21 protein-coding genes and 1 riboswitch are annotated in these 14,730 nt (G+C 33.1%); of the genes, 16 read left to right on the top strand and 5 right to left on the bottom strand.

Features of this window, described 5'->3' with window-relative positions; all coding sequences use genetic code 11:
- Window positions 1-97: 97 nt before the first annotated feature.
- The 3 genes from ACONDI_RS10080 to ACONDI_RS10070 are packed head-to-tail and all read left to right on the top strand — an operon-like array spanning window position 98 to window position 1,327.
- Window positions 98-250, top strand: coding sequence for a heavy metal-binding domain-containing protein (locus ACONDI_RS10080; protein WP_241078419.1), 153 nt, complete (start codon window positions 98-100; stop codon window positions 248-250).
- Between the two features lie 58 nt (window positions 251-308).
- Window positions 309-947, top strand: coding sequence for a DUF998 domain-containing protein (locus ACONDI_RS10075; RefSeq protein ID WP_241078418.1), 639 nt, complete (start codon window positions 309-311; stop codon window positions 945-947).
- Complete coding sequence (locus ACONDI_RS10070; RefSeq protein ID WP_476739057.1) at window positions 878-1,327, top strand: DUF8058 family membrane protein; 450 nt, start codon at window positions 878-880, stop codon at window positions 1,325-1,327. The genes ACONDI_RS10075 and ACONDI_RS10070 overlap by 70 nt, the downstream gene beginning before the upstream one ends.
- An 80-nt stretch (window positions 1,328-1,407) precedes the next feature.
- Here the strand turns inward: ACONDI_RS10070 and ACONDI_RS10065 are convergent, their stop codons facing one another.
- Window positions 1,408-2,121, bottom strand: a complete 714-nt coding sequence (locus ACONDI_RS10065) for a hypothetical protein (protein ID WP_241078416.1) — start codon at window positions 2,119-2,121, stop codon at window positions 1,408-1,410.
- Window positions 2,122-2,318: 197 nt separating this feature from the next.
- On the opposite strand from ACONDI_RS10065, the gene ACONDI_RS10060 reads away from it, so the two are divergent.
- Together ACONDI_RS10060 and ACONDI_RS10055 are read left to right on the top strand one after the other, a co-directional pair.
- On the top strand, window positions 2,319-3,191 hold the full coding sequence (locus tag ACONDI_RS10060; protein WP_241078415.1) for a superinfection immunity protein: 873 nt from the start codon (window positions 2,319-2,321) through the stop codon (window positions 3,189-3,191).
- A gap of 16 nt (window positions 3,192-3,207) precedes the next feature.
- Window positions 3,208-3,975 carry a DUF975 family protein gene (locus ACONDI_RS10055; RefSeq protein WP_241078414.1) on the top strand — a complete coding sequence of 256 codons (768 nt, stop codon included), beginning with the start codon at window positions 3,208-3,210 and terminating at the stop codon, window positions 3,973-3,975.
- 130 nt (window positions 3,976-4,105) lie between these two features.
- Here ACONDI_RS10055 and ACONDI_RS10050 read toward each other — a convergent pair whose 3' ends face one another.
- A complete protein-coding gene (locus tag ACONDI_RS10050) occupies window positions 4,106-5,983 on the bottom strand; it encodes an aldehyde ferredoxin oxidoreductase family protein (protein WP_241078413.1) in 1,878 nt (625 codons plus the stop codon).
- The gene (locus ACONDI_RS10045; protein WP_241078412.1) at window positions 5,976-6,299 is read right to left on the bottom strand and encodes a 4Fe-4S dicluster domain-containing protein; all 324 of its coding nucleotides are present in this window, start codon (window positions 6,297-6,299) and stop codon (window positions 5,976-5,978) included. The genes ACONDI_RS10050 and ACONDI_RS10045 overlap by 8 nt, the downstream gene beginning before the upstream one ends.
- A gap of 170 nt (window positions 6,300-6,469) precedes the next feature.
- Window positions 6,470-6,663, bottom strand: a riboswitch (cobalamin riboswitch).
- Window positions 6,664-6,771: 108 nt separating this feature from the next.
- On the opposite strand from ACONDI_RS10045, the gene ACONDI_RS10040 reads away from it, so the two are divergent.
- From ACONDI_RS10040 to ACONDI_RS10000, 9 genes are all read left to right on the top strand, one after another.
- On the top strand, window positions 6,772-7,044 hold the full coding sequence (locus ACONDI_RS10040) for an RNA polymerase sigma factor (RefSeq protein ID WP_277397854.1): 273 nt from the start codon (window positions 6,772-6,774) through the stop codon (window positions 7,042-7,044).
- Window positions 7,045-7,217: 173 nt separating this feature from the next.
- Window positions 7,218-7,841, top strand: a complete 624-nt coding sequence (locus tag ACONDI_RS10035; protein WP_241078410.1) for a DUF4367 domain-containing protein — start codon at window positions 7,218-7,220, stop codon at window positions 7,839-7,841.
- Between the two features lie 286 nt (window positions 7,842-8,127).
- Window positions 8,128-8,295, top strand: coding sequence for a hypothetical protein (locus ACONDI_RS10030; protein ID WP_241078409.1), 168 nt, complete (start codon window positions 8,128-8,130; stop codon window positions 8,293-8,295).
- Window positions 8,296-8,334: 39 nt separating this feature from the next.
- The gene (locus ACONDI_RS10025; protein ID WP_241078408.1) at window positions 8,335-8,682 is read left to right on the top strand and encodes a type II toxin-antitoxin system death-on-curing family toxin; all 348 of its coding nucleotides are present in this window, start codon (window positions 8,335-8,337) and stop codon (window positions 8,680-8,682) included.
- 74 nt (window positions 8,683-8,756) lie between these two features.
- Window positions 8,757-8,924 (top strand): hypothetical protein, encoded by a 168-nt coding sequence (locus ACONDI_RS10020; protein ID WP_241078407.1) that lies wholly within the window; start codon window positions 8,757-8,759, stop codon window positions 8,922-8,924.
- A 124-nt stretch (window positions 8,925-9,048) separates the two neighbouring features.
- Window positions 9,049-9,951, top strand: a complete 903-nt coding sequence (locus tag ACONDI_RS10015; protein ID WP_241078406.1) for a DUF7847 domain-containing protein — start codon at window positions 9,049-9,051, stop codon at window positions 9,949-9,951.
- Between the two features lie 229 nt (window positions 9,952-10,180).
- A complete protein-coding gene (locus ACONDI_RS10010; protein WP_241078405.1) occupies window positions 10,181-10,786 on the top strand; it encodes a hypothetical protein in 606 nt (201 codons plus the stop codon).
- A 223-nt stretch (window positions 10,787-11,009) separates the two neighbouring features.
- Window positions 11,010-11,222 (top strand): hypothetical protein, encoded by a 213-nt coding sequence (locus ACONDI_RS10005; protein WP_241078404.1) that lies wholly within the window; start codon window positions 11,010-11,012, stop codon window positions 11,220-11,222.
- Between the two features lie 145 nt (window positions 11,223-11,367).
- On the top strand, window positions 11,368-12,096 hold the full coding sequence (locus ACONDI_RS10000) for a DUF3153 domain-containing protein (RefSeq protein ID WP_241078403.1): 729 nt from the start codon (window positions 11,368-11,370) through the stop codon (window positions 12,094-12,096).
- On the opposite strand, the gene ACONDI_RS09995 is transcribed toward ACONDI_RS10000, so the two are convergent.
- Both ACONDI_RS09995 and ACONDI_RS15840 read right to left on the bottom strand, forming a co-directional pair.
- Window positions 12,093-12,305, bottom strand: a complete 213-nt coding sequence (locus ACONDI_RS09995) for a helix-turn-helix domain-containing protein (protein ID WP_241078402.1) — start codon at window positions 12,303-12,305, stop codon at window positions 12,093-12,095. The two genes, ACONDI_RS10000 and ACONDI_RS09995, sit on opposite strands and share 4 nt — an antisense overlap.
- 17 nt (window positions 12,306-12,322) lie before the next feature.
- On the bottom strand, window positions 12,323-12,652 hold the full coding sequence (locus ACONDI_RS15840) for a DUF2975 domain-containing protein (protein ID WP_476739061.1): 330 nt from the start codon (window positions 12,650-12,652) through the stop codon (window positions 12,323-12,325).
- Between the two features lie 282 nt (window positions 12,653-12,934).
- On the opposite strand from ACONDI_RS15840, the gene ACONDI_RS09990 reads away from it, so the two are divergent.
- Together ACONDI_RS09990 and ACONDI_RS09985 are read left to right on the top strand one after the other, a co-directional pair.
- On the top strand, window positions 12,935-13,456 hold the full coding sequence (locus ACONDI_RS09990) for a hypothetical protein (protein ID WP_241078401.1): 522 nt from the start codon (window positions 12,935-12,937) through the stop codon (window positions 13,454-13,456).
- Window positions 13,457-13,688: 232 nt separating this feature from the next.
- Window positions 13,689-14,588 (top strand): hypothetical protein, encoded by a 900-nt coding sequence (locus tag ACONDI_RS09985; RefSeq protein WP_241078400.1) that lies wholly within the window; start codon window positions 13,689-13,691, stop codon window positions 14,586-14,588.
- Window positions 14,589-14,730 lie beyond the last annotated feature (142 nt).

Genomic DNA, 14,730 nt, shown 5'->3' with positions numbered 1-14,730 from the left:
TCCCAAAGCCTTCTTGTTTATATTCTACCATAAGTTAATTTTGATTTACAAAAATTTTAAGGGCATACGCGCAGTGTTTTAAATTTATTCAAAGCTCATGGAAGATACACGTGAAAATGCTATAAATGATATGGTAAAAGAAGCTGAAAAGTTGGGAGCTAATGCTATTATCGGAATCAGATTTAGTTCTTCTCAGATAGCTTCTGGTTCTTCAGAAATAATGGTTTATGGTACTGCTATAAAAATATAACATTACCAATTAGAGATGAAGAAATTCTTAGAATTACTATTTTGCGAGGAGTGTTGGTGTGAAAAGAGTCTATCTACTTTCCGGTGTTGTTTCTCCATTTCTTTATGCTTTTACTGTAATCCTGGGAGGAGTGTTGTCAGATGGTTATAACCATGCAAACCAGGCTATCAGTGAATTAACAGCTGCAGGTGCTCCTTTTAGGCTTACACTAAATATTTTATTTAGTATTTCTCTTCTTTTAGCTGCTTATTTCGCGATAACTTCGCTCCAATATATTAAACAATTTAAAAATAGATTGCTAAATATAAGCATGTGGATTCTTTTGACTATAAGTGTTTTAAGCTTGTTATGGGCCTTTTTCCCTATGGATCTCCGCGGAGCCGATACTACCATCCAGGGAGCAATTCATTTGATATTGGCCGGAATTGTTTCTCCGCTAACCATAATTTGTCCGATGCTAGTTGGACTAGGTTTTCGTAAGATTAACAGATTCAAAGGTTATAGTATTTATTGCTTGGCTACTGCGGCTATTATACTTGTAACAGGGGGTATAGCTGCCCTCAGTGCCCAAAACGAATCGGCTTATATGGGGGTTTTTGCACGACTAACCATAGGCTCTTACCAACAATGGTTAGCGATTACAGCAATGTTTTTTTATCTGTTTTTACCCGAAAGAAAGAGGGGATGGGTGAAGTGAAAAAGAATAATTTCAGGAAAGTGTACGCAAGTTTTGCTATTTTGGTGGGTATCTCTATGATAGGACTATGGACGATGTTGCTTTTTACGAGCCAGGTGCCTGAACTAGTAACAAGTCCTTTTAGTATTGCTTTTCACCTGGCTGCGGAATTTGTTACTGCATTTTTTTTGATTGTTGGTGGAGTAATGCTCTACCTGGAGCATCTTTTAGGTGTAAAAATCTACTTAGCCTCTATTGGTATGCTACTATATACTGTTATCAACAGTTCTGGCTATTATGCCCAAAATGGCGAATGGAGCTTTGTGGCTATGTTTGCAGTACTGTTCGTCCTGGCTGTAACTAGCCTTATCGGGTTGGTGAGGGAAGGTAAGGACATATAATATTTAATGCAAATAGGAATTTTATCCAAATTCCTATTTGCCGATAGGACAGGCAAATTCACACCTGCGGCAATACTTAACTAGCTGAAGCTCTTCTCCTGTTGGTTCATAAATATCTTTTTCGTTTTTTTATTTGACGTTTTAATGTTTTCTTCCATCTCAATATTGCATGTAAAGCGCTCGTAACTGCCTTCGTAAAAAGCCTTTTGAGGGCAGCTTTTTATACATAACCCTTCACAGCTTGTACAGGGATTATAAGTTATAGGGCCTGTACTAACTAAATCTTCACTAACTATCATAGCTCGGAATCTTACCCTGGGGCCATATTCAGGTGTAACCAAAAGATTACTTCGTCCTATGCATCCTAGTCCTGCCTTAACAGCGGCATCCTTAAAAAAAATACCCCCTTGTTCGACACTATATGGAAGTTTGTAAGTGTTCACTTTTGGGAAATTAGTATTAACCCATTCAGCTAATCTTTTGTTTATTTTCATTAACTTCTGATTACCCGGTGGAGAGTGATCTCCATACCACCAGTCAAGTTCGGGTTTGGTTTCTGGATGGGATATTCCAAATACAATTACGCTTTTGCCATCTTCAGGCCATTTAACTTCTAGTGGTTCTAAGTTTTGTTCTCTTTTGCCTATTTCTAATCTAGATATTTTACTAGCTTGCTTATGTGAAGGAGAGTCTTTTAATTCACCTACACTAGTAATACCTACAATGTCAGCACCAAATTCTTTTGCTTTATTTAATATTAAAGATGATAATTTTAGTTGGTTGATATTATTCAATTTAATTACTCCTTTTTGGTAATGTATTTTGTAGAATCTGTTTCTTAATATTAACATCAAAAATATAATGTAGCAATGTTCTTAAAACACCTTAACTATCAATTGGCAGGGTATTGATATTATGGTATTATGTTACTGTGAGTGTTCCATCTGGGCTTGATAGATGTGAGAGTTAGAGGTAAAAGGAAGGGATGATCGTGAGTGTAATTATTAATATATTTCAAGTGATATTTCCTTTGCTAGTAGTATTTTTATACTTTGTACCATCTTTTATGGCAAAGACGGAAAATCACGCAGATGCTAATTTAATTATCTTGGTAAATGTATTAGGATCTATTGGCTATATATTGTATAACTATACTGAACTTATATTAATACCAGAAGCTATGCCTTCTATTCTTTGGATTATAACGTTTGTTTGGGCTAGCTTATTTAGAAAAAAAGAAGAATTAAAAACCAAACAAATAGTAAGAAGAATTTCAATAGTGGTATTGGTTTTGGGGCTGCTTTCTTATCACTTTTATAGCTCTAATCCACAACAACAGGCAAGAAGTACAGTTGAAAACTATTTATCCGTTCTCAAAAATGAACAAGGTCTCTTAAGAACTTTGGATTATATAGCCCCATCTGAACCAAGTATTACATTTGATCACAAGGAATTAGAAGAGGAATTACTTATTGAAGTAGAAAATTATGAATTCATTAAAAAACTTGACACTGAAACCAAAAAAGAAACATTTGATTCTCTTATAGGAGAAACTAAAAATTATACTTCATCTAATTATAGATTATCAGGATTATATGAAACTACAGATTATAAAAAATTTCAAGAAGCAGTAATTAGCGATTATGGTCAAAAAAACATTTTAGAAAAAGATGATGACAATCTTAAAGTGAAAGTTACTGAACAAATGGCAGAAGATAGGATGACGGATTATTTAGAATACCAGTTTTTATACCGGATAGAAGGTAAACAAAATGCCGAAGAAATAAATGGTGAATATGTTTTTAGGGTAAATAATTTTCATCAAGATGATAGATTTAGAGTCGTGGAAATGAAAGAATTTTAATCTCCTGTTTCAAAAGATGGAGAAGATTTATAAAAAGAAAGGAAGGATTTTTATTTTTTCTACAAGAGAGGCTATTAAATTTGGCTGGGGGAAATTTGTCGAGAAGGTTGGTTTTTGGGTTGTTTTGATGCTATTGTACTTTGTAATAATATTTGGGGTAGATTTTTGGAGCCTTCTGGTTAGGGATCTTCCTGTATCATTTTTGTTTGATTTAATAAGCATGGCCTTATCTTTGATTTTTTCCCTTGGGATGATTAAGATTACATTGAAAGCTTACGAAAATGAAGCTTATAGTTATTCAGACTTCTTAAATGTATTCAAGTATTTAATTAGGTATATTATCTCATTTATAATTTATCTTGCAGTAGTGTTGATTGTTACTTTAATAGTTGTGATGCCCTTTATTTTATTTGCAACAAGTCTTGCTTTTGATACATTGTACAGAATCACAGATGGCACACAACCTCTGATTGTTGGTTTTTTAGTTATCATGGGATTACCTGGAATGATTCCAGGGATTCTACTAGCTATAAAGCTTTTCTTTTTCGATTATTTTATCGTAGATAAAGACATGGGAATAATAGAGTCGCTAAAAGCAAGCTTTAGACTGACCAAAGGTCGATTATTAAAATTAATAGTTTTCTTTCTTGCAGTTGTATTAATTAATTTTGGCGGAATTTTACTGCTGGGAATAGGGCTTTTGGTTACTATGCCTATATCGTTTCTAGCTACGGCACATGTTTACAAAAAATTAGTAGAAAGAGAGTCTACGGAATTTGCTTAAATTTTCCTTACAGATCTAGTAATGAGCTGTTGGTATACATTTGCAAAATGTATTTAATTCACCTGCAATAGTGTGATACTCACACACACCACACACTCACACTATAGCAGGTGAACATAGGATGTATCTTCTAAGCCAAGTTTAGTTTCTCTAGAGTTTCTTTTAGTGGGCGTCCTGACAGGTCCCATCCTCTTAGCTTATAATATTCATCTAACAAATTATTGAAGTCTTCAGATTTTAACTTCTCACCCTTATTTAAGCCATTCTTAATAGGTTCTTCTAAGAGCCTTTTGGGTGGTAAGTCATCTTCTCGTTTAACATCTCCAACCTTTATATTAATAAGTTTTTCTAAATTATAGATACGCTCTCCTATTTGTTCCATCTCTTTTTCAGTAATATCCATTCCAGTCGCAGTCTTATAAAGACTGACAAAATGACGTGGTTTTAGCGGCTTTAGGGCTATGCCCTCAAGTTTACAAAGCCCAAGGGAATCAACCACACAGTGCCAGTTTTCATGCCAGGTTATAAGCTCTGCTTTTGTATTGTATTCTTTCCAGTACTCATCACCAATTTCAATATTTAGTTCTTCTTTTATGTCATCTTTATAAACATCGGGTGCAACTTCGTATAAAGGAAGTCCTTTTAGATGGTCACCGCCCCTGGGTGATGCTGCAAAACTTAGCGCCATGCCTTTTGTCCCTCGGACATCAACTGCAGGGTAATCTAATCCTTTTGAGTGAACCAAATAGTCTTTTCCGCCGATTTTTTCACTAGCTCTTACTCCTCCTTCAGCCAGGATATCTCCTAGACCTTCGCGGTTTGCTATCATTTTAATAAGTTTTACTATTGCCCGGTGATTACCCCATTCAAGGACTTCACCTTCAGGGTTTGTAAGATTGTCAGCCAAAAGCCCCTTTTCTCTACATTCCATAGCCCAGGCAACCATATTACCCGAGGAGATCGTATCTAATCCAAGTTTGTTACAGAGAGTATTGGCGTTTAACACTGAAGGTAAATTATCGTTACCGCATTTTGGACCTAATGCTGATATACTCTCATATTCTGGCCCTTCACCGAATGTTCCTGAATATTCTCCGTCTTCAACTTTGTAAAAGCGACTGCAGCTTACTGGACAGTTAAAACAACCTTTATGCCTGATAGTATAGTTGTCTAGGATTACATCTCCACTTAGATTATCGGCTCCCTCAAAAGATGAGTACTGAAAGTTCCTTGTGGGTAAAAAACCTAAATGTTGGGCAAGCCCTGTAATGGCAGTTGTACCATATTTAGAAGCATTGGGATACAAGGGGTCATTAAATATGTCATTTTCACTCTTTCGAACTGCACCAAGAAAGGAGCTTGGCTCTTTTACAGTAGTACCTGCCGAACCCTTAACAACTACAGCTTTTAGATTCTTTGACCCCATCACAGCTCCCATACCAGTCCTTCCTGCAGCCCTACATTTATTATTAATAACTGCTGCGAAGCGGACAAGGTTTTCGCCTGCAGGGCCTATACAAGCAACCTGTGCTGTCTCTTGTCCTAATTCTGCTTTTATCTTATCTTCTGTTTTCCATGTATCAAGTCCCTTCAAATGAGAAGCTGACTTTATTTTTACTTCACCTTCATTTATCCATAGATACACTGGCTCTTCTGAACTACCAGTGATAACTATGTGATCAAACCCTGAATATTTTAGCTCAGGCCCAAAATGTCCTCCAGAATTGGCATCGCCAAACAAGTTAGTTAAAGGGGAGAGGGACGTTACAGTATATCTTCCAGAACAAGGCGCAAGTGTTCCTGTTAAAGGCCCTGTTCCAAATATTAAAGGATTTTCTGGATCAAAGGGGCGAGTGTCTTCATTTATCGAGTCATACAAAATCTTAGCATTTACCCCTGATTGACCAAGATAATTAGCAGCCAACTCTTCAGGAAGATCTTTCTTAGTAATTTCTTTGCTTGTTAGATCCACCCATAGAATTTGTCCTGCCCAGGCATCATTAGGCATGATTCATTCCCCCTTCATTTTCTATACTTTCATTTTGGTTATCATCCGTATCGCCCATGGTTAGGGCATCAAATGCACAGGCAAAGACACAGCTAGGAATGCCTTGACCAGCTGCTTCTTTTGGTTCTTTGCCGCAAAAAGCTTCGTAACACTGTTGATTTAGGACTGGGAGATGTTTGCCTACTTCATCAAGGATATGAATTTTAATCCCTGCATTTTTTGGATTAATCATACCATTCTCTTGCCAGGAACATGCCATCTCACAGCGACGACATCCCCGGCAATTATCACTGTTAATCTTAATTGGAATGTTCATTTTTCTATCCCTCCTGTTTTCTTATAAAGATGTATTGAAATTAGAAAAAAACTTTGCTCATTGCTTATTGCTCATATGATTTTTTGCAGTAGAATCTTAAATTAAAATAATGTAATAAAAAAAGCCTCCAACTAAAATACAGTTGGAGACTTTACCATCATCTCTCATCACTAACACGCCCACAGCAGGCAGGTCTCCTGGCTCCCGGATCCTCTTATCCTGTACCTTCCCCGGTGCCTTATTTTTATTGACACGGGTGGTGTATTACAGGAGTCATCCCCGGTTACAGTGGCGGGACCGCTCAGGACTTGCACCTGATTCCCTATTCTCCCCCAAAAGGGGCACCTACTGTTGACTATTAACTTTTAGACGATTTTAGATCAAATATCAAAGAAATATTGTATTAATAGACTTAACTAAGTTGATTTTCTATAATTATATTATATTTCTTTTTAAAAAAATGCAAGGGTAAATTCAAGTAGATTACAATTATAAGAAGGTTAAAAAACCAGAAGAATATCCAGAAGATTATTTAGAAAAAATTGAAGAAAAAGAGTTGATTAATGAATATATTGATAAGCTGCGTTTAAAAGATAGATCGGTTATTTACTATAAAATTATCGAGGAGCTTACCTTTGAAGAGATTGGTGCAAAGTTAGATGAAAAAGAAACAACTCTTCGCTCACGATACAAGAGGGCTTTAGATAAGTTAAGAAGTATGTTTGGAGAAAATAGACATTTTTAAACTATATCAGATTGCTATATATACTAAAATTAAATTGAGGGGATGCCCTCAATTTTTTATAAAAAATTTTAAATTTGGTGCAACATTTTTATCCTTAAAAAGTTATATTGGTAGAAGGCATTTTTGAGGAAAAGTCTAATAGAGAAAAATATCCTGAGGCAGGGTGATATTTAATGAATGAACACTTCGAAAAAGAAAAATGGGACAAATTACTTATGGACATAGAAGAGCACCGAGGAAAAAAGAGATTAAAAAAAGTCGGCAAAAGTATTTCTTTTGTAATTTTAGGCCTAATATTTATTAATTTTTCTGTTGGTGCTTTCTTTACTTCTCCTTCAGAGGCACTAAGGTCGGTTGTTTTAGATATTAGCCGTGAAGAGGATGGGCACTACGTACAATACAACTGGCTACCTGAGGAAAAATTAGATGAGATTGAGTTAGAATTAAAAGATGAAGGTGTATATTTACCAGAATATCTGCCGCCTGGGTATGAGTTGGATGAATTTGATATTTCCCCTGAAGTTTATAACGCCCATATAACATTTAAGAACGATGAAGATTTATTATTGAGGTTGACTCAAAGAGAATTATCTGAAAATGAAGAAAGAGCTAGTGCTTACCCAAATGCAGAAGAGATTGATGAAGATGTAGAAATAGATGGATATGAAGGTATGATTGTCTATCATAAAAATGATTATATAACCGTCTTGTTTATTGATCATAAATTAATAGAACACTCTATCACTGGTAAATTAGCAAAAGAAGAAATAATTAATATTGCTGAATCTATTCATTAACAGGAGTTAATGGATAAATTAAAGTTCAAAAACAGATGGGGAAACCCATTTTTGGGTAGGAGGGACTTATGTTTATGAGTATAATTCAAAAATTTAAAAGTCAGGGATTTTTAAAAAAATTTAGTGTGATTATCCTTATTCTTTTTATTGTGATTACAATTGTAGGTGCCTTTTTTAATTTAATTATCAGGTTTTAATTTTGACATAAGTGTCACAGTAGATTATAGATGCGAAATTGTAAAATGAGTATTCAATAGGTTATAATAGTAGCAAAGGGGGAATCAAATTGAGAGCACATGAAGACTTAGTGAAAGAACTTGCTAGTCTTTCTCCAGAAGAGTTAAAAAATGTTTTAGAAAGGCTTGAAAAGCGTTTGGAGAAAGATAATCAATTAAAAATGGCGGAAGAAATCATAAAAAAATATAAGCCGGCCTTAGAGGAATTAGCAAAATGAAATGGGTTGAATCAGAAACGGTTTTAGAGATTCACAAAAGTGTTATTGAATCTACTGGTTGGTAGTTATGGACTGAGAGATAAAAATGCCTTAGAAAGTGCTCTTTCCTCACCGTTAGCTACTTTCGATGATCAGGAATTATATCCTGAAATCTTTGAGAAAGTAGCTGTTTTATTGTTTGGGATTGCTAATAATCACCCTTTTTTAGATGGAAATAAGAGAACTGCTTTTGTTGTAGCATTAACAATTTTTACAGCAAATGGATATGAGATTGAATTTACTCAGGAGGAAGTTGTTTCATTTATGTTAAGTGTAGCTAGAGGCAGTTTAAGTTATAAACAAATATGTAAATGGTTTACGGATCATGCTATATCAAATAATGAATAACAATTCAACTAGTATATATTCCGATAGAAGTGCCACTGTTGATATTTTTATTATTATTAAAAGGAGGTATTTAGATGTTAGGTAGGTTTGGAATGATTGAGCTAATTATTGTTTCCATAATTTTAATTGTTATTGCAGCTGTTGTTGTCATAGGAGGTTATTTTTTAGTAAAGAGTGCTGTAAAAAAGGGAAAGGCCGAAGCCAAGGAGGAAGACATTGATATTAAAAATAGAAATGAATGAAGCCCCATCTCCTAACAGAAATGAAATTAGCAATTTTGCTCATAAAGATATGTTTAAAATAGAAAAAGTCGACTAATTAACTAGGAAATTAAATACAATGACTTTGAGGAGAGGAGAGAGAATAGTGTTTTTTGGTAATTCGATGGAGAGGATCAAAAATAATCCAAAAATCTTAGTAATACCTTTACCATATAATTTGATTCTTTATTTTTATTTTCTAATAGGGGGATTCAACCTTGTAGGGGGTTTTAATTTAAACTTTACCTTACCTGGTATTCCTCCAAATATAACTGAAGTGGTAGAGGTAGAACTGCCCAGGCTTCAGGAATTAATTTTGGGAAATCTTAATCTTTCTAACGATTTAGCTTTTGAAGAACTATTTCAGACGCTTACTTTAACAAATGTGATGTATTTAGTTGTGCCACTTTTGATTTTGGGGATAATTATTAGTTTTGTTCAGGCGGGTTTTTTGGGCTTGATAAAAGATGACTTTTTGGGAAACAAAGCAAGTTTTCAAGGGTTTATTAATAATGCTCGCTATTTTCTTGTGAGATTATTTTTAACTAAGATATTCTATTTTGTCATTGCACTTCTAGCTATTTTACTTGTAATTTCCATGTTTTTGCCTGGAAGTAGTGCCGGTGCGCCTCCTCATTTTGCAGCAGCTGGAGGTATTTTACTAGTACTGGCAATTTTATTTATAGTTTTTTTAGTTATATTTGTTTTATTAGTTTTTCACGAATTTTCAATAGTTGAAGATGACACCGGGGTAATTGATGGTATCAGGAGATCTTATATAACTGTTAAAACAAACTTTTTAAAAGTAGCTAGAGTTTTACTAGAAGTAGCTTTTATGATAGCTGTAGTAGGAGCAGTTACTCAGGGAATTGCAAGGCTGTCATTGTTTTTGTCTATTTTTATCTATATTCCTGCTGGAACTCTTGGGATATATGTGATCTATAGTCTTTATAAAGATTTAATAAGTACTATCAAAACCAAGATTGCTCTTGGGGAAGAAGACTTTTAAGTAAGGGGAATTGTAGATGGCTTGAAAGTATAAATAATAAACAGTAAATCTCATCCGATTTGGTATCAGAAGAAGAAATGATTAATAGAGAAAAACGACAATGTATTATTGCTAAGCTTGAAGGTTAAGTGATTTGGTTCAGTGGAATAGTAAAAAGTTTTGTTTCCTTTGATTAAAGCCTTGAAAAGATTTGGGGTGATTTATTATTTTAGGTATTCTTTCATTTGTTTTGGCGTTATCAGCAATTTTAATTATTTATTATAGATCATCTATAGAAAGAAAATATAAAATATTATTGCTTCTAATAATAATAGCTCTAATTGGACTAAATAATTATAACGCTACTGTCACTGAGTCAGTGAGAGATCATTATGATACAGTCGAAAAAGGTGGCATGCGAAAAATAAATAACAGTTCTGATAGCATTGTTAATCACCTTGAAGACTTTATGTCTGACGATAATGATTTAGAAGAAAGGATAAAGGCCTGGAATTCTAGTCTACATAATAGCAGGAATATATCAGATGGTACTCAGTTAATTAGCAGTAAACCTGATCTTAATGTAAACCAAAATGATTTTGTAATTATATTAGATACTTCAGGACGAAAATTACTTCACTTAAATGAAGAATTCCTACTAAAAGAAGAATTCTCAATTTCTTCTGATAAGAAGGAGAAATTACAAGCTATAAAATCAATATTTTACACTATAGATGATGCAGATATCGAAACCCAAAATGATATAGATGAAAATTTAATTAAAAACCTTTTGGAAGATTACAGAATAATTGCTTTAACATCCCATGCAGAAGAAGTTGAAGAAAGATTAAACTGAAAAACTATGTCCTATCTATATTGATGATTTAGAGGGACGTTTAAATCTACCGATTAGTTTACTTTGCTTAACTATTGGGATATATGGTGTCAAAACTGGAATAAAAAACCATCTATCAAAAAGTAAAAATTCTAATTAGAGGATGTAGATACACAACCGGATAAAAGTAAAGACATACAAAATACATTATACAGGTGATAATCATGATGAAGTTATTAATCTGATGTTATATTATCCGTATAAAGATGGTATAGGTAAAAGAGGAGGAGGCAGAGGTGGGGGGAAACCTTTCTTAGAGGAAGGGGAACCTGTGGAATTAGATTTTACAGGTGAGACTTTACCTGATGGTTTAGGTGATGAGAAAACAGAAGTAATTGTTGAGTGGGAAAAAATCAGTGAGCAATTAGAAGAGATTATTATATTAATGAAAGAATGATTAAATATGAAAGATTCAAGCACTTATACTACTTATGAATTGATAGATATTCATTGTAATGAATATTAATACATATAGTCTGATTACTGCGGCACAGTTGATTATTAATGAATATCATAGTACCATTGGGGAGGTAGCTGGATAAGTGGAATTCAATTATAAAAAGTGTATATCCATTCTATTCTTATTATTTACATTTATAATAACTAGTGGTTTTATAGATGCAAACTACCATGTACAAATAAATTCTGACGATAGCAACAAAATTACATTAACTGTAAAAATAGATAAAAGCAAAATAGATAAAGACAAAGAAGAGGTCAGAGAATATATTAAAAATAATTTTTATAGAAACCTAGAAAATGCACAAGATGAAGGTTATATATACAATTTAACTGAAGATGACCAGTATTATATATTCTTATTAGAAAGTATTAATAATAAATCCTTTAATGATGTTCACTTTGGACATTTGTTTGGTGTACAGGAATCGGGTTCAATACTTTCAGGTGCAAGAAGTCATAGAACATTCCATCATAATGATATAAATATGCAATACAACTTTGGAATATCTGATAACATGTTGGACGGATACTTGGATTTACAGGACCTAGAAAAATATAGTAATAATATTGATTTAAAAGTAATAGTTGATACACCTGGAGTGTTAAGAAGTCATAATGCAGATAAAATATCTGATGGTAATTTAGTTTGGTATATTGATCCTTATGAAAGAAGAAATGAAATTAATTTTCATTATACAGCAAATATAAGGTTTGGGGTATTTAGTGTTTATATTGTTGTTATAGTACTTCTTGTTTTGTTGTTTAAGAAAATAAGAAAAGTGTATAAAAATAAAATTGTAAACCCTTAGTTGTTGTTATCTTGGTATTCTAATATATCTCCTGGTTGACAATTTAATTCTCTACATATTGCTTCTAAAGTAGAAAAACGAATGGCTTTAGCTTTATTATTTTTTAATATAGATAAATTTGCCTTAGTAATACCAATTCTTTCAGCAAGTTCAGTAAGAGAGATTTTTCTTTTTGCCATCATAACATCTAAGTTAACTACTATTTTCATTACTTTCCACCTAAACTTTAAATCGTTAGTTCATTTTCTTTTTTAATTTTGAAGCCTAAGTTAAAAATTTCTGCTAAAGTCAAAGCCAATAGTCCTAGTAGTAAAAAGATCAGGGTCGAAAGTTTTATAGTAAAATACGGTATAAAAGCCAGCAACATGGTGCCCGTAAAATCTTGTATATTAAACAGAAAGTCTAATGCTGAAAATGCTAATATTGCATATCCAATTATTCTAAATCTTAAAACGTTTTTAGGACAAAATGGATTGTTATTAGTAATAGTAGATAATATGCTCCTCAGATAAAAAGTCGTGGTTCCTAACAAAATACTACTAAATAATCCTTGAATAGCGTTCAGTAAGCTTCCAAAAATTTTAATGCTACCTTTGAGTTATCTTACATTCGTTTGCTAAACTGTAATTGAAGAAGTCGACGAAGTATATTCTTATCTGAGAAATAATGGAGTAAAATGGCAGGATGAGAAACCGAATCCAGGCAATTAGCCGTATGCAAACTTCACAGTCAGCTGCTGCAGTTGTTGGAATTAAAATAGGAGAAATAGAGAAAGCAAATAAATAATTTTATTTTTCACTACTTTTATATTACTGGTGAAATTGTGAGGAGAGCTGATATGCTAGGTTTGTGGACTTATTTTAAAAAAGTAAATACAGGATATTTGTTTTTTCCCTTTGGTATCTTAGGTAGCGGTTTTATAGTAGATGAGAGCAAAAAATATACACTTCAAGAGTTTAAAAAAATATATATGGGTGTTTTATCAGTACTTTTAATCCTACAACTTGGTACAAGGGAGCCATATGTATTTGGACTGAATATTACATCTGCTTTTTTTGTTGGGATTACTCTAGGGATAATAGTTAATAGACTACTAGTTTTAAAAAGCCCAAAAAGCACAGAAAAACTAACACTTGAAAAGCGGAAGCAGATATTAATTGATCAAGATAAAAAAGATACTTTTCTTGTAGTTATGTTATCTTCATTAGGCCTACTGTTTTTTTCAACTTATCTTTTGATAGAGTCTGGTGTAGGTGGTACATTTTCCTTTGTCATTTCAATTCTATCTATGGTTTATTATCTGGCTCTATTTATTGATTCTTTAATTTTATTAAAAGCTAGTTTAAATTATTTAGGTTAAGAAAGCCATAAATTAACACCTTTATCCTAGCAACAAGGTTGGGTGGGTTAATCCAGACGAAACTACAGGCTGAGGGGGGATGCCCCTCCATTTTTTTATAAAAAATTTTAGTTTTGATGCAACATTTTTATGTTTAAAAAGTTATATTGGTAGAAGGGTTTTTAAAAAGTTTTAGTGAGTATTTTGGTGGAAAAATATCAGCTAAATTTCAGCAGAAAGAGGGTAAATAATTATGGTTAGTAACACTAACAGAATAGATAAAGTTACAATTTTTATTCTAATATTTTTTCTGATATTAAACGTTAATTTTTCCAAAACTGCAGCCAGAAGCCCCCATTCTCAAGAGGAATCCAAGGACCAATATAAATTTTTGTCAGAAGAACCGTATATGACAATAACTGTTAGAGGATATGGCGACAGGGACGGCAGGTTTTATATTTTGATTACCAGGCATTACTTTAATCCTTCGAATGAGGAGATGGAAATAAATGATAGATTAGAAGATTTTGAAATGGAAGATGTAAATAATGTATCTGAGGGATTAGATATAGAAAAGGTAGATAATGAGGGTAGTGAAGGCTTGAAGATAACAGGAGAAAGCAGTGAGATAGATGAGTCAGTAACCTTAAAAAAAGAATACAGGAATTTTCTCAATAGACGGGGAGGAAGATACGGGGAAAACTTTATCTTCATGGCAGATGTCTTTGATAGAATTAATGATTATAATTCCCTGCCTTTAAAAAGAATCGGTATTTTTATTAGCTTCAGCCAGACAGCTGTCAATATGGGGGAAACAGAGATAATTCTGTATAGACATAAAGAGTCTAAAGAAAACAAACGCAGGAAACTAAAAGATGTAACTACTCTTCATCCTGATGAAAGTGAAGGAAGACTACCATCAATTAGCTGGACTGCTAGGGTTGATGATGAAGATTTTGATGAGGAATTTATGGATGAAATAACAAGGGTTGGTCTTAACTTATCTTATGATATACCTGATGGGGTGAAATTTGAAAAAATTGATCAATTTCATAATCAGCACTATTTAAACAAAATTTTCGGTATTGTAATCGTCGCACTTATAATTTCAAACTTATATTTGTGGAAAAAATTTAGAGGGAAAATGGAATAGTAGAAGCTTAGTATTTGGTTCAATTTTTTTGAAAAGGAAGGTAAATATTGTTGGTGAGTTTGAGTGGATTTATAATGGGAATTGTACTTTTTTTTATTGGGTTCGTATATTTATTACTGGTAGAACCAAAGGTTTATTATTA

The sequence above is a fragment of the Natranaerofaba carboxydovora genome, from assembly GCF_022539405.1.
Lineage (GTDB): Bacteria > Bacillota > Natranaerobiia > Natranaerobiales > Natranaerofabaceae > Natranaerofaba > Natranaerofaba carboxydovora.
Note: the sequence above shows the minus strand (reverse complement) of the source record. Positions and strands in the feature narration are given on the sequence as shown.

Bases quoted from the DNA above. Each gene is read 5' to 3' on its own strand.
- ACONDI_RS10055 (WP_241078414.1), top strand. From the start codon at position 3,208: ATGGAGAAGATTTATAAAAAGAAAGGAAGGATTTTTATTTTTTCTACA.
- ACONDI_RS10035 (WP_241078410.1), top strand. From the start codon at position 7,218: ATGAATGAACACTTCGAAAAAGAAAAATGGGACAAATTACTTATGGAC.
- ACONDI_RS10020 (WP_241078407.1), top strand. From the start codon at position 8,757: ATGTTAGGTAGGTTTGGAATGATTGAGCTAATTATTGTTTCCATAATT.
- ACONDI_RS09985 (WP_241078400.1), top strand. From the start codon at position 13,689: ATGGTTAGTAACACTAACAGAATAGATAAAGTTACAATTTTTATTCTA.
- ACONDI_RS10045 (WP_241078412.1), bottom strand. From the start codon at position 6,299: ATGAACATTCCAATTAAGATTAACAGTGATAATTGCCGGGGATGTCGT.
- ACONDI_RS10070 (WP_476739057.1), top strand. From the start codon at position 878: ATGGTTAGCGATTACAGCAATGTTTTTTTATCTGTTTTTACCCGAAAG.
- ACONDI_RS09990 (WP_241078401.1), top strand. From the start codon at position 12,935: ATGCTAGGTTTGTGGACTTATTTTAAAAAAGTAAATACAGGATATTTG.
- ACONDI_RS10005 (WP_241078404.1), top strand. From the start codon at position 11,010: ATGTTATATTATCCGTATAAAGATGGTATAGGTAAAAGAGGAGGAGGC.
- ACONDI_RS10050 (WP_241078413.1), bottom strand. From the start codon at position 5,983: ATGCCTAATGATGCCTGGGCAGGACAAATTCTATGGGTGGATCTAACA.
- ACONDI_RS10080 (WP_241078419.1), top strand. From the start codon at position 98: ATGGAAGATACACGTGAAAATGCTATAAATGATATGGTAAAAGAAGCT.
- ACONDI_RS09995 (WP_241078402.1), bottom strand. From the start codon at position 12,305: ATGAAAATAGTAGTTAACTTAGATGTTATGATGGCAAAAAGAAAAATC.